General features: G+C 39.9%; 20 protein-coding genes. 15 read left to right on the top strand and 5 right to left on the bottom strand.

The window, feature by feature from the left end; translation table 11 throughout:
• Positions 1–42: 42 nt before the first annotated feature.
• Positions 43–1,233, bottom strand: coding sequence for a coenzyme F420-0:L-glutamate ligase (locus tag FILTAD_RS03420; RefSeq protein ID WP_124069108.1), 1,191 nt, complete (start codon positions 1,231–1,233; stop codon positions 43–45).
• Positions 1,234–1,351: 118 nt separating this feature from the next.
• Here FILTAD_RS03420 and FILTAD_RS03415 point away from each other — a divergent pair, with 118 nt between their 5' ends.
• The 7 genes from FILTAD_RS03415 (at position 1,352) to FILTAD_RS03385 (ending at position 9,852) form a co-directional block, all read left to right on the top strand.
• Positions 1,352–2,236: a LysR family transcriptional regulator gene (locus FILTAD_RS03415; protein WP_124069107.1), complete on the top strand. Its 885-nt coding sequence runs from the start codon at positions 1,352–1,354 to the stop codon at positions 2,234–2,236.
• Between the two features lie 79 nt (positions 2,237–2,315).
• On the top strand, positions 2,316–3,587 hold the full coding sequence (locus tag FILTAD_RS03410; RefSeq protein ID WP_124069106.1) for an erythromycin esterase family protein: 1,272 nt from the start codon (positions 2,316–2,318) through the stop codon (positions 3,585–3,587).
• Between the two features lie 251 nt (positions 3,588–3,838).
• Positions 3,839–4,282: a DUF4181 domain-containing protein gene (locus tag FILTAD_RS03405; protein ID WP_124069105.1), complete on the top strand. Its 444-nt coding sequence runs from the start codon at positions 3,839–3,841 to the stop codon at positions 4,280–4,282.
• A gap of 86 nt (positions 4,283–4,368) precedes the next feature.
• Positions 4,369–4,905, top strand: a complete 537-nt coding sequence (locus FILTAD_RS03400; RefSeq protein ID WP_124069104.1) for a sugar O-acetyltransferase — start codon at positions 4,369–4,371, stop codon at positions 4,903–4,905.
• A gap of 556 nt (positions 4,906–5,461) precedes the next feature.
• Entirely contained in the window at positions 5,462–5,965 is a 504-nt protein-coding gene (locus FILTAD_RS03395; protein ID WP_124069103.1) for a MarR family winged helix-turn-helix transcriptional regulator, read from the top strand.
• A 23-nt stretch (positions 5,966–5,988) separates the two neighbouring features.
• Positions 5,989–9,072, top strand: coding sequence for an MMPL family transporter (locus FILTAD_RS03390; RefSeq protein ID WP_124069102.1), 3,084 nt, complete (start codon positions 5,989–5,991; stop codon positions 9,070–9,072).
• A gap of 345 nt (positions 9,073–9,417) precedes the next feature.
• Positions 9,418–9,852 carry a hypothetical protein gene (locus tag FILTAD_RS03385; protein WP_124069101.1) on the top strand — a complete coding sequence of 145 codons (435 nt, stop codon included), beginning with the start codon at positions 9,418–9,420 and terminating at the stop codon, positions 9,850–9,852.
• A gap of 78 nt (positions 9,853–9,930) precedes the next feature.
• Here the strand turns inward: FILTAD_RS03385 and FILTAD_RS03380 are convergent, their stop codons facing one another.
• Complete coding sequence (locus FILTAD_RS03380) at positions 9,931–10,926, bottom strand: virulence RhuM family protein (RefSeq protein WP_124069100.1); 996 nt, start codon at positions 10,924–10,926, stop codon at positions 9,931–9,933.
• Between the two features lie 188 nt (positions 10,927–11,114).
• On the opposite strand from FILTAD_RS03380, the gene FILTAD_RS03375 reads away from it, so the two are divergent.
• From FILTAD_RS03375 to FILTAD_RS03360, 4 genes are all read left to right on the top strand, one after another.
• On the top strand, positions 11,115–11,333 hold the full coding sequence (locus tag FILTAD_RS03375) for a hypothetical protein (protein WP_124069099.1): 219 nt from the start codon (positions 11,115–11,117) through the stop codon (positions 11,331–11,333).
• 349 nt (positions 11,334–11,682) lie between these two features.
• On the top strand, positions 11,683–12,723 hold the full coding sequence (locus FILTAD_RS03370) for a LytTR family transcriptional regulator DNA-binding domain-containing protein (protein ID WP_203229640.1): 1,041 nt from the start codon (positions 11,683–11,685) through the stop codon (positions 12,721–12,723).
• 119 nt (positions 12,724–12,842) lie between these two features.
• Positions 12,843–13,691: an ABC transporter ATP-binding protein gene (locus FILTAD_RS03365; RefSeq protein ID WP_124069098.1), complete on the top strand. Its 849-nt coding sequence runs from the start codon at positions 12,843–12,845 to the stop codon at positions 13,689–13,691.
• Positions 13,688–14,398 (top strand): ABC transporter permease, encoded by a 711-nt coding sequence (locus tag FILTAD_RS03360; RefSeq protein ID WP_124069097.1) that lies wholly within the window; start codon positions 13,688–13,690, stop codon positions 14,396–14,398. Before FILTAD_RS03365 ends, FILTAD_RS03360 begins: the two co-directional genes overlap by 4 nt.
• Before the next feature lie 293 nt (positions 14,399–14,691).
• Here the strand turns inward: FILTAD_RS03360 and arr are convergent, their stop codons facing one another.
• The 3 genes from arr to FILTAD_RS03345 form a co-directional block, all read right to left on the bottom strand.
• The gene (arr, locus tag FILTAD_RS03355) at positions 14,692–15,081 is read right to left on the bottom strand and encodes an NAD(+)--rifampin ADP-ribosyltransferase (protein ID WP_415579326.1); all 390 of its coding nucleotides are present in this window, start codon (positions 15,079–15,081) and stop codon (positions 14,692–14,694) included.
• A gap of 65 nt (positions 15,082–15,146) precedes the next feature.
• Positions 15,147–16,097, bottom strand: coding sequence for a hypothetical protein (locus tag FILTAD_RS03350; RefSeq protein WP_124069096.1), 951 nt, complete (start codon positions 16,095–16,097; stop codon positions 15,147–15,149).
• 335 nt (positions 16,098–16,432) lie between these two features.
• The gene (locus tag FILTAD_RS03345; RefSeq protein WP_124069095.1) at positions 16,433–18,373 is read right to left on the bottom strand and encodes an elongation factor G; all 1,941 of its coding nucleotides are present in this window, start codon (positions 18,371–18,373) and stop codon (positions 16,433–16,435) included.
• Positions 18,374–18,489: 116 nt separating this feature from the next.
• On the opposite strand from FILTAD_RS03345, the gene FILTAD_RS15930 reads away from it, so the two are divergent.
• From FILTAD_RS15930 to FILTAD_RS03330, 4 genes are all read left to right on the top strand, one after another.
• Entirely contained in the window at positions 18,490–18,666 is a 177-nt protein-coding gene (locus tag FILTAD_RS15930) for a hypothetical protein (RefSeq protein WP_203229639.1), read from the top strand.
• 442 nt (positions 18,667–19,108) lie between these two features.
• On the top strand, positions 19,109–19,903 hold the full coding sequence (locus tag FILTAD_RS03340; RefSeq protein ID WP_124069094.1) for an ABC transporter ATP-binding protein: 795 nt from the start codon (positions 19,109–19,111) through the stop codon (positions 19,901–19,903).
• The gene (locus FILTAD_RS03335; RefSeq protein ID WP_124069093.1) at positions 19,896–21,533 is read left to right on the top strand and encodes a hypothetical protein; all 1,638 of its coding nucleotides are present in this window, start codon (positions 19,896–19,898) and stop codon (positions 21,531–21,533) included. Before FILTAD_RS03340 ends, FILTAD_RS03335 begins: the two co-directional genes overlap by 8 nt.
• A 77-nt stretch (positions 21,534–21,610) precedes the next feature.
• Entirely contained in the window at positions 21,611–22,891 is a 1,281-nt protein-coding gene (locus tag FILTAD_RS03330) for an MFS transporter (protein ID WP_124069092.1), read from the top strand.
• Positions 22,892–22,907: the final 16 nt, after the last annotated feature.

Here is a 22,907-nt window from a genome sequence, read left to right as displayed (position 1 = left end):
TCATAATTTAAATATAAATTTGTCCATCTGTAATAGACAGGCTTATTTCGTATAGTTATCAAAATAGCCCTGAATGAATACCATTGGTGTCCCTTTATCTCCGCTTCCTGAAGTTAAGTCAGATAGGGAGCCGATCAAATCAGTTAGTTTTCTTGGCGTCGTTCCTTGTGCTTCCATTGTTCCTACAAGATCTGCGCCCTTGTTGTCAATGTATTGGGATATGGCTTGTTTAAGTTCGTCGCCTCTTAAATCAGCAAAGTTGTTATCGGCAAGATACTTCAACTTTATTTCATTCGGTGTGCCGTCAAGTCCCGCTGTATAAGCAGGTGAAACGACTGGGTCAGCAAGTTCCCATATCTTACCTACCGGATCTTTGAATGCGCCGTCTCCGTAAATCATGACTTCAACACTTTTGCCCGTCTTTTCTTTGAGCATATGCTGAATATTGTCTACGACAGGTTGGCAATTACGTGGGAAAAGTTTGACGCTGTCTTCAGTCGCCTTATTTGAGCCTAGTAGACCATAGTCTTCGTTATGGCCGCTACCGTCAATGGAATCAGCCAATATGTTATCAAGGCTGTAAACTTTCTCGCCGCCGTTTGCTTTCAATATCTTCTTAGTTCTGAACCGCGTGTGTATATCACAAGTCAAAATATTTTTGGTGTAATCTAAAATAGTGCGCGGATTGTTTGAGAAGATGACTTCGCATTCAACGCCATATTCTTCGATTAATGATTTATAGTAATCAATATAGTCAACGCCTGTAAACGCGTGTTTATTGTGACCGAAGTTATCGCGGAATTGTTTTTCTGTTAACACGTCAGTCCAAGGGTTAATGCCTTTTTCGTCAAGCATATCTAAATCCACTAAGTGGTTTCCAACTTCGTCAGACGGGTAGCTAAGCATTAATACAACTTTCTTAACTCCTTTCGCAATTCCACGAAGACAAATTGCAAAACGATTACGGCTTAAAATCGGGAATATGACGCCGACCGTTTCTTCACCGAATTTCGCATGAACATCTTTAGCGATATGATCGACAGTGGCGTAGTTGCCTTGTGCCCGCGCAACAATCGATTCTGTTATAGTGACGATATCTTTGTCGTTAATGGAAAATCCTTCAACTTGTGCTGCGTTTAACACACTATCTACGACGATTTCTTCAATATTGTTCCCTTGATTGATGATTGGACCGCGAAGTCCTCTAACGACAGTTCCGACTACTCTTTCCAAAATGATCGCCCCTTACTACAATTATTGTTAGTGTAACTGATCTCTCTCTGTACTATACAACAGTTTAGTGGTATAAATAAAATTAATATATTGAATGGTGGGTATAAGTGGTGGTTATATGGTAAGTAAATTGGACTTGTATAAAATATTCTCTCGGGTAGGTAAAAGCAAAAGTTTCTCGGAGGCGGCAAAAAGCCTTTATATGACGCAATCAGCAGTGAGTCAAGCAATCATGCAATTGGAAAGGGAATTGGATACACGGCTTTTTAATCGAACGCCAAAAGGAGTGTCTCTGACGAATGAAGGCAGTCTTCTGTTTGAGTATGCGAATTCGGCCATTAATTTAATCGACGTCGGAGAAGAGAAAATACTGGAATTCAAAAACCTGACAACAGGTGAATTAAAGATAGGCGTAGGCGATACAATTTCCAGGTACTTTTTACTTCCCTATTTGGAAACATTCCATAATCGATACCCTAATATCAAATTTACAATCGTGAATGGCACGACATTGGAACTTTGTTCGATTTTAAAGTCGGGAAGAATTGATATTGCCATTTGTAACTTTCCCATCGATGACCCTGCATTGGAATTGAGACCTTGTTTTGAAATCCAGGATACATTTGTGTACGGGGAGAAATTCAAAAAAATATTAGCCAAGCCAGTAAGTCTGGCTGAATTAGTAAAACTGCCATTAATATTTTTGGAATCAAAATCAAATTCAAGAAGGTATGTAGAGGATTATATGATAACGAAAGGGATAAAGCTTTCCCCGGAATTTGAATTAGGCTCGCATGACTTATTATTGGAGTTTGCAAAAATAAATTTAGGCATCGCTTGTGTGACGAAAGAATTTTCCCGAGATTATTTAACGACAGGATTAGTGCATGAAGTGCAGTTAATCGAAGAAATACCAAAGAGGAGCGTAGGTATATGCTTCTTGAAAAGTGTATCCTTATCACCCGCATCTACAAGGTTTGTGGATATAATAGGGAATAAATAAGTGCGATTTTGAAGAAAGGGTACGTTATGAGAAACTGGGTATACTACCATTAAACTGTGCAGGAAATGGGGTTATCCAATTGGGTTTTACACTTGAAGAAGCTGTCAAAAACTATGCGATTCCCTATGAATCGGACGATGATCTTGGTTCAATCGTTGAGGCGATTGGGGAAGCGAAAGTTGTTCTTTTGGGGGAAGCTAGCCATGGAACTTCGGAGTTTTACAAAGTACGGGCGAAGTTATCCAAGTTGTTGATTGAGCAGAAAGGGTTTTCGGCAATTGCGGTGGAAGGCGATTGGCCGTCATCGCAACAAGTCAATCAGTACATAAAAGGGTATGCCGACGAAACGGCCGATGCCCGGGACGTCTTGCAGGCATTTAGTAGATGGCCGACCTGGATGTGGGCCAATGAAGAGATAGCCGAGTTCATTGACTGGTTGAAAATGCACAATACCACTTCAAATGAAAAAGTCGGGTTTTACGGTGTCGATATTTATAGCTTATGGGAGTCGATGGAGGAAATCATCCGTTATTTAACCGAATCCAATCCGGCAGGGGCCAATCTTAAACTGGCCAAAAAAGCATTTTCCTGCTTTGAACCGTTCAACGGAATGCCGGAGCATTATGCAATTTCCACGGCGCATTTTTCGCAGGTGTGCATTGATGAGGTAAGTGAGTTGTTAATGTCTATCCGTTCTCATAAAGATCATTATGAAGATAAGATGGAAGCCGATCTGAATATGAAAGTGAATGCACTTGTCGCGAAAAATGCGGAAGAATACTACCGTGCCATGCTGCAAGACAATGCACAGTCTTGGAATATTCGGGATGAACATATGGTGGAAGCAATCAATGAAGTTAGAAAGCACAACGGAGAGGACACTAAAATCATCATCTGGGAGCATAACACGCATATCGGAGACGCCCGAGCAACGACGATGAAGGATGAGGGGATGTTGAATGTTGGGCAACTGCTGCGTGAACAATACGGGGAACAAAACGTTTTTGCAGTAGGATTGGGGACTAATCGAGGGACGGTCATCGCAGCTTCTGAATGGGACACCCCTTTCATGAAGATTGACGTACCTCCTGCCCGGGAACATTCCTGGGAACATCTTCTGCATAAGACAGGCGCATTTGATAAGTTATTCATCTTTAATGAAGAAAATCGGAAATACTTTAATGGATGGACTGGACATCGAGCAATTGGCGTCATTTACGACCCTGAATACGAGGCATTCGGGAATTACGTACCCTCTCAAGTAGGGAGTCGATATGATGCTTTTATTTTCATCGATCAGACAACGGCGTTGAATCCGATTGTTGTGAAAAAATCGATCAACACTATCTAATAGCCGAATGCAGAAAAAAGAACAAGCGTGATGGGAGTCCCCATTACGTTTGTTTTTTTTGTTTTGGGTAATTATAGTAGAAATCCATATGTGCATTGAATTTTCTGTTATACTTGTCATTACAATTTAATTAATTTTCAGTGAGTGTATTATTCAACAAACGAGCTAGATTATGAAAGGTTATCTTATAACTTAGATAGGAAATAAAAGTGAATGGATTTGGAGTATTGGGTAGGTGAGATGGAATCGAAATGTTTTATTATGGCGTTGAATCATCTTTTTGGCCGAAGTTTTTTCTGTTTTTATTCGTGTTATGGCTAGTAATGTTTTTGTTTAGTGTGATTGTAAGAAGGGTTCTAAAGGTCGAAAAAAAGAAGATGTTCTCATACAATCATTTGAATGAGCGGCACAAAAGGATTGATTGGACAATTAGAATTGCCATTGTTGTTGCTATGATTGTTGGAGTAATTATCAATGTCTCAAGACTTCCATTGAATCCAATTTTGTTTTTGGAGCCGTATTTTTTATTATTTATGTTACTCTTTTTAGCTGAGATCGTAACAGCGGTTATGGAATGGAAATATGCAGAAAATCGAAATGCTTATATCTTTACGGTTCTTCAATTAATATTTATTACAATCCTTTTACTTTCAATTTATACAACTGATTTTTTCGGCTTGTTTGGATTGAGATAGATTTTTCAGTTGGTTTAAACAATCGGACGCTTTTAATAGCGAATCATTTAACAGAACATAATACTTTTAGTTAGAGAGGGAACAAGGTGGACAACAAGGAAAAGAAATATTATGAGCGAGGTACAGAGGAACTTAAAATTAAAAGTATCTGTGCTAATAAGCTTGTTCGTGAATTAAACAATTTTGACGTTGAGAATTTTGAAGGGAAAAAGGAAGTAATTAAGCAATTATTCGGTAATGCAGGGTTCAATCCAAGCATAGAACATAACTTCCATTGTGACCTGGGATATAACATTCATGTTGGCAACGAATTTTATGCCGGATATAATTGCGTTATTTTAGATATGGCTGAAGTTAGAATTGGTGACAACTGCATGTTAGGGCCGAACGTCGGTATATATACTGCCGGTCACTCAATTGAGCCTAAAAGCAGGAATAAGAGCGGATATGCAATTCCAATTGAAATTGGTAACGACGTATGGATTGGGGGAAGTTGTGTAATCTTGGCCGGAGTTACAATTGGAGATAATTCAGTTGTAGCTGCTGGTTCTGTTGTCACCAAGGATGTCCCTGCAAATACAATAGTGGCTGGAAACCCAGCAAGAATATTAAAAGAAATTTGACGTTCTTGCTGTAACTATTTAACAAACAAGCACGATAATCGTACAATGTTGTTCTGAGATAGGGCCAATTAAAAAATCTGGTCTTTCGGGCGAGAAATGCAACAATATCAGAAAAAGCCCCTGATGATGTGATTGATCTATGCCTAAAGCAGATCAGAACATTTTTATAATGAAAGGTAGTTCCTGGATTTAGGAACTACCTTTTTTGTTTCACCTAAACATGCTGTCATTCAATAATTAAATTCGGGTACCAGGTTATAAAACGACTCTGAGTTGTTTTATAACCTGGTACTTTTCACTGTGAATCGAGCTTTTATGAGTATGTCGTCCATTGTGAACGGCGTGAAAATCAATCATGAATCTTTAAACAAACACGAAAGTTTGGCGCATAGGTACCTCACACTTACGAGATTACCTTGCCAAAGAACAATCATGTCATCTCTTAAAATGGAAGTGAACTTTTTTCCCTTGACAAATAGCCCGTATCTTTTTATGATATATATCGGGTACGATACATCGTGTACGTTTTTTTAAAAAAAGAGGGGGTTGGGGAATAGTGGAAAGGGCTAATTTTATTGGAGAATCCATTGAATATTTGCATCGTTATACAATGAAAAGTCTTCAGAAACAAGCAGAGGAGCATGGTGTCACCATTCCACAAGTGAGGGTTATTGCAGAAGTATTTGCTCATAAAACCGTAAGTGTCAAACTGCTCTCACAAAATTTGAAAATGACACAAAGCACCGTCTCAGATATTGTAGAAAGATTGGTGACAAAAGGATTTCTGGAGAAAACACCTAATATAAGGGATAAACGCTTAGTGGATATTTCTTTATCTGAAAGACTTGATGAAAATATAGATGAGAGTATAGCACAAATTCAAAATCAGTCATTAATTGGCGTGCTAGATCGATTGGACGCTAAAGAACAGGAGATAGTGGAACAGGGAATGCAAGTGCTGGTCTCGGCCGTGAAAGAAAAAATGATAGCTGAAGACATGGATGACAATAAATTCTTTAATATTCTGTACTTCTCTGAGAGAGACGAACCTAAGAAATAAACAACAACGCGGGAGGCTAAAGGATGAGAACAATCATAAAGGGACGCTGGTTTATTTTAGCAATATGGTTAATTGCCACAGTTGTACTAACTGTTATTCAACCAGACGTCAATGCAATATTACGAGATCAAGGACAGGAAGGCACGAGTAAAGACAGCCCCTCCGTTCTAGCGAATGATATTTTAAAAAAGATGGATACAACAATAGGGACAGATAACCTAATCGTTTTTTATGATAAAGATAAAATATCAAAGCAGGATATGGAACAGATCGGGGACGCAGTAAATTCACTTAAGGATAGTAGCTCAGAGCTTGGTATCACGAACATGATTGACCCCTTCAACATGCCTGAAGCTAAAAGCTCTTTAGTCTCTGAAGATGGTACAACCTTGATGGTAAGCTATAAGCTTGATAAAAAAGATAGAGAAATAGATGAAATCCAACCGCTATTTGAGGAAAAGCTTGATAAGGTGCCTGTCGAATACTATTTGAGCGGGGAAGACTTCATCAATAATGACTATTTAAAAGCAACCCAGGCCGGTGTAGAGAAGAGTGCCGCGCTGACGGTCATCTTTATATTAGTTGTCCTAATCGTTGCTTTTAGATCTGTCGTAACACCGCTCGTATCCTTGCTTGCTGTAGCCTTTTCCTATCTGACTTCAATGGGGATTGCAGCGCAATTAATAGATAAAGCAGGATTTCCGATTACCAGTCTTACCCAGATGCTATTAGTCCTTATTCTTTTTGGGCTTGGCACGGATTACAATATTCTTCTTTTCAATCGATTTAAAGAAGAACTGTCACGTGGCCACTCGGTCGATGATTCTATCGTTAAAACGTATAAAACAGCAGGAAAAACAATTGCTTATAGTATACTCACCGTATTTATTGCGTTTCTTGCACTTGTTTTCTCCGAATCACCAATCTATCAATCCGGTGTCGTTGTCGTCATTGGTGTGACCCTATTATTACTCGAAATTTTAACATTAACGCCTTTTGTCATGAAGGTGTTAGGCAAAAAGCTCTTCTGGCCTTCTAAGAATGTCGGCGGTCATAAGGAAAACAAATTCTGGGGTAAAGCTTCATCTCTTGGAGTCAAGCATCCGATCATCATTACAATGATCATACTTTTAATCATCGGTCCGATGGTCATATTCCATGAAGAGAAACTTAACTTTGATACCGTAGGGGAACTTGGAAACAAATATCCTTCCTCAAAAGCAATCAACTTGGTTTCTGAGCATTTTGGCAAAGGACAATCGATGCCAGCTACTGTTGTCATTGAAAGTAAGAAAGCCCTGGATAATAATGAATCTCTTGCTGTGATTGATGATATTACAGAGAGACTCAAAGGAATGAAGGGTATCAAACAGGTATCTTCTGTCACACAGCCTCTGGGCGATAGAATTGACGATTTCTATGTTTCCGGTCAAATGGGAACGGTGACAGATGGTTTATCACAAACGCAAAATGGTGTGGATACCATATCTGCTGGGATGAAAGAAGCGTCGGAAAGGCTTGGCTCGGCAGACTTTTCACAAGTAAGTGAAATGGTCGATGGTACGGCAAAACTTCAGGACGGCGTAACGGCATTAGCCAATGGATTAAAGCAAATCCAGTCCGGAATCGATGATGGATCAAGCAATCCACAAACCATTTCAAACGGTCTCACATCCATAGAAACCAATCTTTCAGAGATGGGCGGCGGCGTATCCATGCTAGCTGAAAACTATGGAAAAATGCAGGCTGGGTTTAAGGAAATGGGAACACATTATCAAGGTGCTGCAAAAGCCCTTCTAGGGGTAAAAGAAACACTTTCTCTAATGCAATCAATGGTTGCAGACCTAGGAAACAGTTACTCCGATTTAACGAATGATGAACACTATGTGGGATTAAAACAGACACTTGATACACTATCATCCTCTTTAGGTGATATTACGCCCGAGGGAATCAACCAATTAAATGAACAATACAATGCAGCTACTGCTGGTTTTGGCACAGCCAATAAGAGTCTTGCAGAAATCAGCAATGGGTTGGACAAACTCGCAGGTGGTTTGAAGCAGCTCAAACAAGGACTAGGCGAGGCTTCATCAGGAATTGGCACGATCGTAACTAATATGAACAGTGTAAATGCTGGGCTTGGTCAGATGAAATCAGGACAAAAGCAGCTTGCTGAAGGCCTCAATGGATTTAGTGCTTTCGGAGATCAATTATCAGATGTAAACGGCGGATTAGAAGGAATTTCCGATGGCATAGGCCAAACGAATGGTTACTTGACGCAGTTGAATAAGAATGAAAGCTTCTTTATTCCAGAGGAAGCCTTAACGAATGATGAATTTAAAGGTTCTTTAGATGCATTCATGTCCAAAGACAGAAAGATCACAAAGATGACGGTTATTTTGAATGACGACCCTTATTCAAATGAAGCGTTACAGACAATTGATAAAATGAATGAGACTATTTCTACCGGATTAAAAGGTACGGTACTTTCCGGTGCTGAGTATGGAACAGCGGGATCGAGTGCAACAACGAGAGATATGAACGATATCTTGTCCAGAGACTTGAGCAAAACAACGGTTATCGTCATTGCTGGCGTATTGCTTGTTCTGTTCTTTGTTATAAGATCTTTCTGGACACCAATCTTCATTACCGCGTCCCTTGTAGGTGCATACTATGCGGCGATGTTCGTCGTAAATTCCATCTTCATAGATTTGCTGGGGTATGCAGGCTTATCTTCATTTGTTCCATTCTTCTCCTTTATCATTATTGTATCCTTGGGAGTAGACTATAGCATATTCCTGATGATGCGGTTCAAGGAGTATCCGGATTTACCACCTAAAGAGGCGATTGTAATGGCTTCTAAGCATATAGGTGGTGTGATCATATCGGCTGTAATCATTCTCGGCGGTACTTTTGCAACACTTACACCGGCGGGAATTGTACTTTTAACCGAATTGGCTATTGCAGTCATTACAGGCTTAATCGTGCTGTGCTTCATCTTACTCCCTATCTTCCTGCCAGCCTTAATAGCGCTTCCGGAAGCCCTATCTGGATTGTTTTCCAGTAAAAAGGGAAAAAACAAAGAGATAGAAAAAAAAGCAGTGTGAGTGCGGGATAAAAAATTCAAAAAGATGTGATTGGGATATTTATATTCCAATCACATCTTTTTTTACATTGGAGAACCATTTGTGTGTCGGCACGGATGTGAGAAACCAAAGATTTAAGCCTATTTCAGTGGGGAATTAAGATATTACTTTTATAACAAGTCCTTTTAACATCCCTTTCCCTATACGCACTATTTCAGATTTTGGCTAATATGTTAAGGTTAAATGAGCTATACGATAGGATAGACTGAAATTGAACGAGGAATGGTCGTTGTCCCGTAATCGGGCCATTTTGTTTAACAGTTATGCTAAAACTTTTATAAGTCATTATTTGGGGAGGGGAAGGTAATGCGTAAAACTGGTGCAATCGTGTTGGGCATTTATGATTTGTTTTTGGCGATGGGTGCAATCTGGCTAGGGGTTCAAATGATAACGTCGAGTAATGGAACGTTTTTTGCCGATCCATATCCCGACAGTTGGGTGTCCAATCTTCCTTTTGATAGTTGGGTTATGCCTGGGATTTTAGCAATTGTCATATTTGGACTCGGTAATATTATAGCGGCAGTGTTAAGTTTTAAAAAAGAACATAATAGTTCTTGGTATGCATCTGCTGTTATGGGAGCAGTTTTTTTGTTCGGTTTGGCTTTTCAGTACATTGCCGTTGGTGAAATGTATATAGTAACTGGCCCCTTTTTAATTATTGGCATTGTCCAGCTATGTCTTAGTGGATATGTTTTTTGGAGTTATAGAAAAGGTCTCAAATTGAACAAACGATATAGTTAATAAATCTTCTTCAATCGGGCGCTTTTTTGAATACAGTCATCACATTAGATTAGTCCAGTGTGATATGATGGTGTCACCTCATCGCCTCAATCCCTGTTCCTCCAAAAACTTATCAAAGTCATCCTTTGGTGGACTTTCTAAACGCTGCTGATGGTACTTTTCATATTCCGAATGCGCCAGCGTTTTAGCAACTTCACTTTTCACGGTTCCCGCATTTGTAAGAACGTCCTGTCCGTTAAACTGTAAAAAAGCATCCAACTTGTCTGCCCAATCTTTCATATACATTGGATTTTGCTTCTTTGCCTGTAATTGTGCGAAATCTAAATACATAGTGACAATATGATTGAGATCCTTTACCTCATCCTCAATTAAATAATTCTTTGCAATACTTACGTCCCCCTTGCGAACTTGTGAACCTTTCCAGCTTGTTAACCCCATATTGTCTTTGGTTGCATCTGCACGACCCATGATTATTTCGGCGGCAGTTAGACCTGTGATTGCATAATGTAATTTGTTTTGAACGGTTGCAAAAAACTGACTTGTTGCAGGCACACTAGCGTCATAATCAACGGAGGTCATATAAATATCCGTAACTTTATTATAGAATCGTTTTTCAGATGCTCGAATATCCTTAATGCGTTCTAGTAATTCTTCAAAATAATCTTGTCCAAGATTTCGAACCTCTTTTAATCGCTTATCATCCATCGTGAAACCTTTAACAAGATACTCGTTCAGGCGTTCAGTTGCCCACTGACGGAACTGTGTCCCACGGTGCGAACGGACACGGTAGCCAATAGCGAGGATCATTTCAAGATTGTAAAACGCAACCATTCTTTCTATCTTGCGTGAACCTTCAACTTGAACTATTCGGTTTTTCCGAATAGTTGCCTCCTCCGCAAGTTCACCCTCTGCATATATATTTTTTATATGCTCATTTATTGTAGGAACACCCTTTTGAAACAGCTCTGCCATCGCTTTCTGCGTCATCCAAACCGTTTCATTTTCTATACGGACATTGATTTTTGTTTCTCCATCTTCTGTTTGATACATCAGGAAACTTGTTTGGTTGTCCATTGAATCACCCCGTTCACTATTATCTAATTCTTTTAATTATAACAAAGTATGGTGCAATAATACTCAAAAACAAAAACATACTTCTCAGAAATCGGGATGTTATACTTATTATACAAACTTGACGAATTGTCAATAGGATCAATCTTCCGCAATCTGGGCCATTTAATTAAATGCAAGGGGGGAGACGTATGAGTGACCGATTTGAACTAAGTTTGAAAAACAAGGAAGTTAGAGTATGGTTGATTATTATGGTACCCACTGTGATAGCACAAATATTAATTGTGCAATTTACTGAAAACCCAGCCGGATATATTACAGGTTTATTCCCTCTAATATCTTGGACAATCTTTTTTATTTGGCGTTATTTTTATAAGAGAAAAAAGAAAAGGATACAATCTGTTTCTTAGTGGCTTTATTCCAATTGGATTGTTTTTTTATATTTTCTCGTTTCGCAATCGGGCGCGTTTGTCGCGGATCATAAGCCTAATTCCTCGCTTAAGATACGGAGGGGTTAGGCTTATTAATCTTTTAACGTCCTAAACGTTGCAAATTTGTACTTTCTTGATGTTATCTCATTGGTAAACTCCTGGGCAATGAGTGGTGAGTTTTGCGGCAATCGTTGATAAAAAACATTGCAGAAGTGGTACATTCTTATGGCTTTAATCAAGAATGGACTCTTTTGTTTAGGGTATATTGTAGCAAGATGGATCTGATTGTTTATACTTAATTGACTAGAAAGGAGAAGTGATAACGATAATGAGCTTGCAATTTACTAATGTAGAAAAGAGATTGAACGATTCACTTATTTTTCCTACATTCAACTTACAGGTAGGTTTCAGTCAAGTGACGGCGATCCACTCCAGTCTGAATGTACGAAATATACTTCTACAAATGATTACAAGGGAAGTTCCTATTTTTAATGGCGAAATATCCATAGGTGAGACCAAGATTTCGAACGTACATCTCCCGGATATTGGTTTTTCATTCCTTAATGAGGGGTTATATGAGCGATTAACAGTTATTGAACAGCTCAATTTCTACGGAAAACTTTACAATACATATGAAGAGATTTCAGTGATTTTGCAAAAAGTTCATCTTGAAGAGAAAAGGAATGTGAGGATAAAGAAATTATCTTACTCCGAACAACGCCGAATCCAATTTGCAAGGCTCCTATTCCAAAATCCTTATTTACTCATTTTTGAAGAGCCGGATCAAAATCTCGACATTGAAACACAAAGAGTATTGATGATTATGTTAGACGAATTGCGTGCGAAAGGTAAAAGTGTTCTCATTTTGACAGGGAGTATGGAGAGCGCGGTTACCTTAGCGGATAAAGTGTATAAGTTGGATGAAGGTGGCTTGCATGAAATCCAAGTGACAGAGGAAGCTGAAATGGATTCAATCAAAGAAGAAGTCACTGCAACAGTTGAAATTGAAAAAGCAGAAGCTATACCGGTGCGTTTTGAGAAAATCCCGACGAAGGTAAATGAAAAAATTATACTCTTTGATCCACCCGAAATTGATTATATTGAAAGTAATGATGGCCAGTCATATTTACATTTTAAGGGTGAAGGTTTCCCGACGATGTTCACGTTGAATGAGCTTGAAGAGCGTCTCCAACATTTTGGTTTTTTCCGCTGTCACCGTTCATATATTGTCAATCTTCAAAAAGTTCGTGAAGTGATTACATGGACACGGAACAGCTATAGTCTTATCCTGGATGATGAAAAAAAGTCTAACATCCCACTTTCAAAAACAAAAATGGCCGAATTGAAAGTAATGTTGGACCTGAAATAAGCTCCATTCACCCCCTAAAAGGCTCTTTTCGCGGGAAATATGCTGTAATTTCATCGGAAACAGCTTAATCTGAAGATGCAGTTACGAAAAGACAATTTGCATGTTTTAGGGGGAGAACAATGGAAAACATTATCGAAGTTCAATCATTGGAAAAGGTTTTCGCAAATCAAACGGCACTTGAGGATGTTAATTTTCACGTTAAGAAGGGAGAGATCTTTGGATTTCTCGGTCCTAGTGGTTCAGGAAAAACGACTACAATTAAAATATTGACTGGCCAATTAAATCAGACGAGCGGAAAAGCAACCGTCTTCGGTGAACCAGTTTCAGATATGAAAAAAGGTAAATCAAGAAAGAAAATTGGAGTACTGACAGACAACAGTGGTCTGTATGGCAGGCTATCCATTTATGATAATTTGAAACTTTATTGTGTACTATATGAAGTACCGGAGCGACGGATTGCTGATGTGTTGGCGCTTGTTAATTTAACTAAAGAAAAGAAAAAGATTATTTCAAAGTTGTCGAAAGGTATGATTCAGCGCGTGACACTTGCGCGAACACTTTTACATGAACCAGAGCTACTATTCCTTGATGAACCGACTTCTGCGCTCGATCCAGTGAATTCACAGCATCTTCATGATGGACTACGGGAATTGAAAGCAAGGGGAACAACAATATTCCTGACCACTCATGATATGAACGAAGCAGAACTGCTTTGTGATCGAGTAGCGTTTTTAGATAAAGGTCAAATTCAGCTCATGGATGACCCAAGGAAATTAAGAAAACAGTTTTCGGATTCAACGATGACTGTAGAGTTAAAAAACAATGAGAAATTTGTTTTGAAGAGCACGGCTGAGGATGCTCAAATGATGTTCAACCAGATGTCGTCTAACAACATCGTAGCCATTCACTCAAACGAACCAACATTGGGAGATATTTTTGTCCAAGTGACAGGGAGGAAACTATTATGACATTTTCAATGAAACGCGTAAACGCTATTTTTCAGAAAGACTTCAAAGATATTTCTAGAAACTCGGCTGTTTCAGTTACCGTTTTTATGCCACTTATTATTGCGTTTGTGATGGGGAAAATGAATAGTAATATTGCGGTTGAAGCGCACTATACAGTCATCAATATCACGTTGGTTGTCGTCGGGTCTTTTATTCAATGCTGTTTAATTGCTGAAGAGAAAGAGAAGAACACCCTGCGTGGGTTAATGTTATCGCCTGCCTCCACATTAGAGATACTCAGTGGGAAAAGTTTGTTAAGCTTGATTGCGATGATGATTGTGGTTATCATCGGGGCAATGATGACGGGATACAAACCAGAAAACCTACTCATCACTGCCAGCTCGATCCTATTAAGCGGTTTGTTTTATATTGGTTTGGGTACGCTTCTTGGCTTGCTTGCAAATTCAGTTATGGAAGCTTCTGTAATTATTATGCCTTTTATGCTTGTTTTTGGCTTTGGATCAATGGCAACGATATTTGCAGACAAATACCCTATCCTGAAAGCGTTGGACTATACGCCGAACATGCAACTTATGGACATTGCAGCAAAGGTTGAAAGTGGAATTGGACTTGGTGGAGTTTGGTGGAATTTAGGAATCATTGTACTTTGGATTATCGCTATTTTTGCATTGACAGTTGTCGTATTTAGGAAGAAAAAGATGGATTGATGTATATAACGAGCATTGTGTCTATGCAAAATACACCCTATTCTATCTAAAGGTGGAATAGGGTATATTTTGCATAGACTGATAGGTCTATTTGCAATGAACAATCGTTATTATTTAAATATTCACGATTGTTTCTCAAACGGGAACCTATAATTTTGTTGTAAAACGTATTTCTAAACGTGCTGGAGTCCCAAAAACATTGTTGAAAGGGAGCCCCTCAGGAATTAATGGGCTGGGGAGTTTGATTTTATTTGTCTATATTTTGAAGATCATGACTTTATAGATTCTAAGGATTAATCGTATATTACATTTTTTCCTTCTTCAGTTAACTTTTTTAAAGATGCAAGCATATGATTTATTTCTTCATCGGAATGTCTTTCCCATGAACTTAATTCGGCTATTATTTTCAAATTAGATTTAGACCTATAAGAACGTGTTGGATTTCCAGGAAATTTTTTGTCAGTTAAGTTCGGATCATTTTCAAAATCACCTAATGGTTCTACAATATAAATTCTTTCTTTTGATCCAGGTCTTGCTAATTCAGCGCCCCATCTAGCAGCATTCAATGTTGCTGTAAAATATATATAGTTAGATTTTTTATCTTGGTAATTTGATAAGTACTGCGGTTCTAATAAATCCCCAATTTTTAGTTCTGCTTTAGTACCATGAAAAAAAAGGATCATTATCTAAAAGATCTTTTTTGTCATTCATACTGATACACCCCTTCTACTCTTTCTTCCAGCGTATATCAGGAAACAATGATATCCTGCTGCTGTTGTTCTATCCGTCTTAATTCCTCTTCCGATTCCGCATGTTTTCTGGCTAGCTGATCCCGCACACGGCACACATCTTTCAATACTGTGTTCAGCTTACTTTTGGCGTCGGTAATTCGTGAATGGACCATCCAGTCGGAGAAGATATTGTCGAAAAAGATATCCGTGAAGGTGAAGATATCATTTTTATTCACAGTGAAGGATTCTGACGCTACATTTTGGACATCCATCAATTCCGTTTCAAAATGGCGTAAAGCGCGTTGAGCCCGGTGGACCAGATCATCCGAACTGTTGATTTCAGAATATTTCATAGCGGATACGAGCATGCCGCCGCCAAGAAATGTATCCCACATCGATATCCCTTCTGCGGAGCCGAGTTTGTCGAGCGCGGCATCCAATGCACGGATCGCTTTGTCTCCCGCATCACGTGCTTCTACAATTTCACGCATCATCGAATGGATCCGGATGCGATCATCTGCAATCTTCTGTAGCGTGTGATTTGCCGCCGAGTCGTTCTGTCGGATCCACATCTCTTTCACTTTCAGGAAGTCGCTCCACTCTTCATCGATATAAGCAAACGCTAGATTACTCATCTCGGCGCGCAATCTTTCCACTTCTGCTTCCAGGTCGGTCACTGTTTTTTCCGCTTCATTGTACTTCAATTCAGCGTCCGCCACCTCTTCAATTTCCTTCTTCATTTTTTCGTCCCATGTACCTGTCCACTCACTGATTTTATTCAGAAATGAAAATTTCCCTAATTTGACGACATCCAATTGTTCTTTTGTCAGTTGCTTGTGCAGACGATCACGAAGAACAGTTGCCTCATTTAGCTGTTGCTCCGTCCCATCCAATCTACGCTTAATCCGATTCCGTTCTGTCCGTTTCATCATCAATTCCATTTGTCTTTCATGAATGTCCCGTTGCATCGCAAACACCCCTTTAAGTATTATACGATGTGGAAAGGTGGGAAGTTTCACTCTATTTCAGGTACCAACTTATTTATATAGTACCCCCTAACAACTACATAGAAAATTACACTATATAGACAAAACAAAAGTCATGAAAACAACAATAGCTAGAAATAATGAAACGGCTCCCAAGAGTCTTGGATTCGTTAAATCTTTTCCCTCGTTCACATACCTTATATAAACCAATGTACATACGTAACTACTGGTCCCCAAAAATGCTGCAAGCAATATCCAAAGTGCAATCATGAAAACGTCTCCTTCATTCTAGAAGATTTGCCTCTCCTTAATTGTATTCACAAGCAATGCATGGCATTCTCGGCTTCATCCCAAGGAACGGGATAGCCTTTTCCTTTTGCGCAGAAGATGGAAGTGGATGAATACTCGGGATCTGCATTTTTATCGTAGCCTATTTTTTCGATGACCTGTTCGGGGTTGTGACAACGGTCGTAGCCGCCAAATTGCAAGGTCAGGACACCTTTTCCGTTAGTGTAGGATGCGAAAGTTGTGCTGTATGTCATAAAGGCGGCGACAGGTACACGCCCTTTGATGCTAGTCTTGCTGCCGATTGTTTCGGGCGGTTCAAAGTTGCCATGTGCTTGTTGAATATCGGACAGCACACGACCGATATGGTCTGTCTCCAATTTTATCTTGAAGTCGTAATAGGGTTCGAGCAATACATTTTGTGCTTGTTCCAATCCTTGTCGAAGCGCACGATAAGTGGCTTCCCTGAAATCACCGCCGGAAGTATGCTCGTTATGCCCACGACCCGTCAGCAATGTAATGGTGACATCAGTGAGGGCAGAACCCGTCAATAGGCCATGGTGATTGCGTTCATATAGATGATGACGAATCAGATTTTGATGACCGATCGACAAATCATTTGCGTGGCAGTTGTTGGCGAATGAGATTCCGCTATTTCGACTAGCTGGTTCGATGTTGAGATGGACTTCTGCATAGTGTTTTAATGGTTCGAAATGGCCGTAACCAATTACAGCTGTTTCAATGGTTTCTTTATAGAGGATTTGGGGCTCGCCAAAGGAAACTGTAAATGAAAACCGCTCGTTTATCAGTTGCTGCAGGACCTCAAGTTGGATGACGCCCATAACGTGCACATCGATTTCTTGGAAATGTTCATCCCAAAAAACTCGTAGGGACGGATCTTCAGCGTCCAACAAATTGAAGCAGCGCAACACTTCTTTGACATGTATGGAGTCATCGAAAAGGACAGTCGATTTCAGCGTTGGGACCAATTCGAAAATGGATTTCTCTTGCAGCGCACCGATGCCGTCACCGATGGAAGCAAGCGTCAGTCCTGTAACTGCAAATAATTCTCCGGCATGAACGTAATCTACTGTTTTGAATTTATTTCCGTTATACACTCTAAGCTGCGTAATTTTCTCTGTATGTTCCCCATATGTAACTTCATCCCGAACGCGAAGTGTGCCACTAATGGATTTGAGAAAAGTAATGCGATGGCCGTTTTCATCATGGCGGATTTTATAGACACGTGCTGCAAAGTCTTCCATGTCTGTATACGTTGTCTCCGTTAGAAGGTCCAGTTTTTCAAAAAACGCAAGGACACCTATGTCTTTTAAGGCAGAGCCAGTCGCACAGGGAAAGACTTTACCATCCCGAATCATTGTTTTAAACGTTTGAAGCCAAAGTTCTTTGTCGTAACCGGTTTCCATATAGTGTTCGAGAAGTGTTTCATCCCGTTCGGCGATATACTCAATGAGCTCTTCGTGCATGATGCCTTCATGGAAAGTGTTTGTCAGATCGCATACGTCTTCAGTTAGCTGGGTACGGATTTCGTCCAACACACTTTCTATAGCGGTTCCTTCCCGATCGATTTTATTGACGAAGAAGAAGGTGGGCACGTTGTGTTTGCGAAGTAGTTGCCAAACGGTTTCCGTATGACCTTCGATACCATCAACGGCACTGATGATAAGGATGGCGTAATCCATTACTTGAATGGCCCGTTCCATTTCCGGTGAAAAGTCGGCGTGTCCGGGCGTGTCGATGATTGTGTAGGTGGAATTGTTATAGGAAATAATTCCTTGATCGGCAAAGACCGTGATTCCCCGCTCTTTTTCGATTGCATGACTATCCAGGAAGGCGTCTTTGTGATCGACGCGTCCTCTTTGGCGGATGCTGTTCGTATGGTACAGTAGCTGTTCAGAAAAGGTTGTTTTCCCTGCATCTACATGGGCAAGTATCCCGATTGTCTTGTACATTGCGTTACTTCCTCCCGTTTCGTGCACATACTGTAATTATAGCGTTATTGTGAAATGAAATGCGAAAACAATGCTATAATGTAAGAACAAATTCAGTACGGGGAGGTTAACGTGAGATGCAATATTCAATCAAGAAAATGGAGCAACTGGTTAGGGAAGATGCCAATTTGTCGAAAGAGCTGAAACAAATCATGAAGGATCATGAATTGGAAAAGAACTTTGCGCTGAAAGCTTTGTACCATTCGGCAGTAAAAGACGGCGGCAAGTACCAGAAGGATTATCAGGAGCTTTAATACATTCAAATCCCATGAAGGGAAAGCCTACGTGGGATTCGAATGGAAAAGGACGGGAGGGAGGCATTGCGCTTCCGTCTTTTTTTGTATATTCGTTTAAAAGTTTGTTTGTAAGCTTTGTATTATGTTGAGGTTTTTTTTGAATAACTTTTTGTAACGATTATTAAATCGATTATAATCGATTTTTTTGGGTGTAATCGATAGATTAAGCTACATATGTTGAACTAATAGTTTTATATTATTACCAGCGAAGGCGCCTTACCGGGGTAGCTCCCCCAAGCGCCGAGCGTAGTTGAAGGGATTCTTTGTGTCAACATATATATTGAAAATCGCATAAGCCACAGAAGCAAAACCAAAGATTTAATTCTTTGGTTTTTTTTAAGTTGCATAGAATCGGTGTGTTAGAATAGACATATTATTTAAGTAATTGGGGGTGCTGAATATGAAAGGTGAGAAGATATTATCTCTTCAAAATCTGACCATGAATTATGGCATAAAAAATGTGCTGACCGGTATCGACTTGGATGTGTTCCAAGGACAGATTATTGGCTATATCGGTCCGAACGGTGCCGGCAAGAGTACGACGGTTAAAATTATGCTTGGCTTAATAGACGGTTACGGTGGGAAAGTGGAGGTCTTCGGGCAGGATATTGCATCGGGTGACCCAAGTTATAAACGTAGAATTGGCTATGTCCCTGAAAATGCGGAAGCCTACGATAATTTGACGGCAAGTGAGTATTTGATATTCACGGGTGAACTTTACGGGATGGACCGGGCGCTTGCGGAAGAAAAAGCGATCAAGTTATTGCATGAATTTGATCTTGGGGAAGTTATCCATGCGCGATTGTCCTCGTTTTCAAAAGGAATGAAACAAAAAGTACTCATTATTTCAAGCTTATTGCATGATCCCGATTTACTGTTCCTGGATGAACCGTTAAGTGGATTGGATGCGAATAGCATGATGATCATTCAGGAGATTTTGTCGCAATTGGCTGCACAGGGTAAAACGATTTTCTATTCCTCACACATTATGGATCTCGTCGAGAAAATAAGTAATCGGATTGTATTGCTCGTCAACGGGAAAGTGGTCGCAGATGGTAGTTTTGAAGAGTTGCAGGAACGCAGCAAAGAAGGATCGTTGGCACAAATCTTCAACCAATTAACCGGATTCACCGAACACAAGAATATTGCAGAAAGATTTGTCACGATTGTGCAGGAGGGAAACGGTAATGCATGACTTTCGTTCATTACGATTCCTGGCATTGTTTAGAGGACTTTTCACAAAATTTGGCATCGACTTTGATGCGATGCAAAAGATACTACAAGTAAAGTTGACGATGGATGAAAGACGGGTTCCTACGATTTTCCAAGGGAATAATAAGAAGAAAGAGGGTAACCACTTTCTCAAGTCGTTGTGGGTATATGGCTTATATGGACTAATTCTAATACCATTTATTTTACTCGGTGAAAACTATATATTTCAAATGGGTATCGTTTTTGCAATGGTGATGTTCATCGTCATGACATCGATGATCTCGGACTTTTCTTCAGTGTTGTTGGATATTAGGGACAAAAATATATTGGATACAAAACCGATTAGCGGTCGAACGCTTAGCGCGGCAAAAATGATGCATGTCGGTATTTATATGACGTATGTGACAGGTGCTTTCGCGGTACTTCCACTTATCATAAGTGTGTTTAAACACGGGCCATTGTTCGGTCTGACTTTCCTTGCGGGGTTACTGTTCACAATGCTTTTCATCGTCGTGTTGACAGCTTTACTGTATCTTTTCGTTTTACGGTTTTTCGACGGGGAACGCTTAAAAGATATCATCAATTATGTGCAGATTCTTTTATCTGTGGGAGTTATTGTCGGTTATCAGGTATTTATCAGATCTTTTGAATTCATTGACTTGGATGTGGTGTACTCGTTTGCGTGGTGGCACTTCGCTATTCCGCCGCTCTGGTTCGGTGCGTTGTTTGAAGTTGTGTTACATCAGAACTATTCCACGTATATGATTGGTTTCGCATTGCTCGCTGTTATTGTTCCAATCATCTCCATCTACTGTTACGCGCGATTAATGCCTGCATTTGAACGCAATTTGGAGAAATTGTTAAGTGATACAAGAAAGCGTAAAAAGAAATGGAACGGACTGGATGAATTATGGGCGAAAGTAATATGCCGCGGAAACGAGGAAAGGATTTTCTTCCGTTTTGCTGCGCTGATGATGAAGCAGGAACGGGAGTTTAAATTGAAAGTGTATCCCGGACTGGGAATGGGGCTCGTTTTTCCATTCATCTTCATCTTCAATGAGTTGCGGGATAAAACGATTACTGAAGTCTCTTTGGGAAAATCGTTCTTGTTCATTTACTTTTGTAATCTATTGATTCCGACCATCATCCACATGTTGCAATTCTCAGGGAATTACAAAGGGGGCTGGATTTTCAAAGCAGCACCTATTCAACAACTATCTTCTATTTATAGCGGGACGTTAAAAGCATTTTTAGTGAAGTTGTATGTACCGGTCTTTCTATTGCTGAGCATCGCTTTCACATGGACTTTTGGTGTAAGAATCATTCCCGATTTGTTTGCGATTTTATTGGTAGGGATTGTTCAATCACTTATTACGTATAAGCTTATCAATAATGAAACGTTTCCTTTTTCGCGGTCATTTGAATTCGCACAAAGTACAGGTGGGGCTAAAATAATTATTTCAAGTTTGCTGATTGGTGTATTTGTTATTGCCCATTTGCTGTTGGGAGCGGTGAAGTTCGGTTTGTATGTATACATTGCCATCCTTTTTGTTGCTGTAGTAGTGGGTTGGCGCGTTGTGTTTCCGAAAAGAAGGACGACGGTAAAATGGTAATAGGGTTATCGCAAATGTGAAATTTCGACTTTCGCATATACTTTAGGACGCTGTATTGTACACTGTAGGGAAGTAGTATGAAAGGGGGGGATGGGTTGAAGAAGTTCAGTAAACAAGAGAATAGTTGGATTTTCTACGATTGGGGTAACTCCGCGTACTCTATCATTATAACAACTGCTGTTTTTCCGCTGTATTATAAGTCGGTCGCTACAGGAGCGGGCGTAGAATTATCAACTTCAACTGCGTATCTTGGCTACACGGTCGCCATCGCAACATTCATTTTAGCGATGATTGGGCCGATTCTGGGGGCAATAGCCGATTATGAAGGTATGAAAAAGAAGTTTTTCTTGTTTTTCTTTGCAGTAGGGACATTGTCGACGGCGTCACTTGCCTTTGTACCAAGCGATAATTGGTTATTATTATTAATCATATATACAGTAACCGCGGTTGGTTTTCACGGGGCAAATATATTTTACGATGCATTTCTCGTAGATGTCACGCCGGAAAAGCGCATGAACCGTATATCCGCAAGGGGCTTCGGGATGGGGTATATCGGGAGTACGATTCCGTTCATCATCAGCATCGCTATTATTCTATTGGCACAAAATGAAATTATCCCGATAGCGGTGTCAACGGCCAGTCGCATTGCGTTTGTTATTACGGCAATTTGGTGGTTTACATTCACGATTCCAATGATTAATAATGTGCGTCAAATTCATGCCATCAAACGTGAACCTAATGTTTTAGCAGGTGGGTTTAAACGTCTGGGCACTACATTTAGTGAAATTCGAAAATACCGGACTGTGTTCTTGTTTTTACTAGCATATTTCTTTTACATTGATGGTGTCGGTACAATTATTGCGATGTCGACGGCTTATGGAACAGATTTAGGCATTAGTGCAACAAGTTTGCTTATCATTCTTTTTGTTACGCAAGTGGTGGCTGCTCCATTTGCGATTCTCTACGGGAAGTTAGCACAGAAGTTCACAGGAAAGAAAATGCTGTATGTGGGCATTATCGTGTATATTATCGTGTGTATTTATGCGTCTTTCATGGAAACAACAATGGATTTCTGGGTATTGGCCATGCTTGTTGCTACTTCACAAGGAGGTATTCAAGCGCTTAGCCGTTCGTACTTCGCAAAACTTGTTCCAAAAGAAAAATCGAATGAGTTCTTCGGTTTTTATAATATTTTCGGAAAGTTTGCTTCTGTTATGGGGCCCTTGCTCCTTGGTGTGACTGCACATTTGACCGGAAGTTCGGCATATGGTGTGTTCAGTTTGATTATCCTATTCATCATAGGCTTGGCTCTTCTAGCACGTGTGCCTGAGCCGGATGGGCAAGTTAAGTCTGTATAACGACAAAAACGAGGCG

This window comes from Filibacter tadaridae (assembly GCF_900609045.1).
GTDB lineage: Bacteria > Bacillota > Bacilli > Bacillales_A > Planococcaceae > Sporosarcina > Sporosarcina tadaridae.
This window is presented reverse-complemented; position numbering and strand designations above follow the sequence as displayed.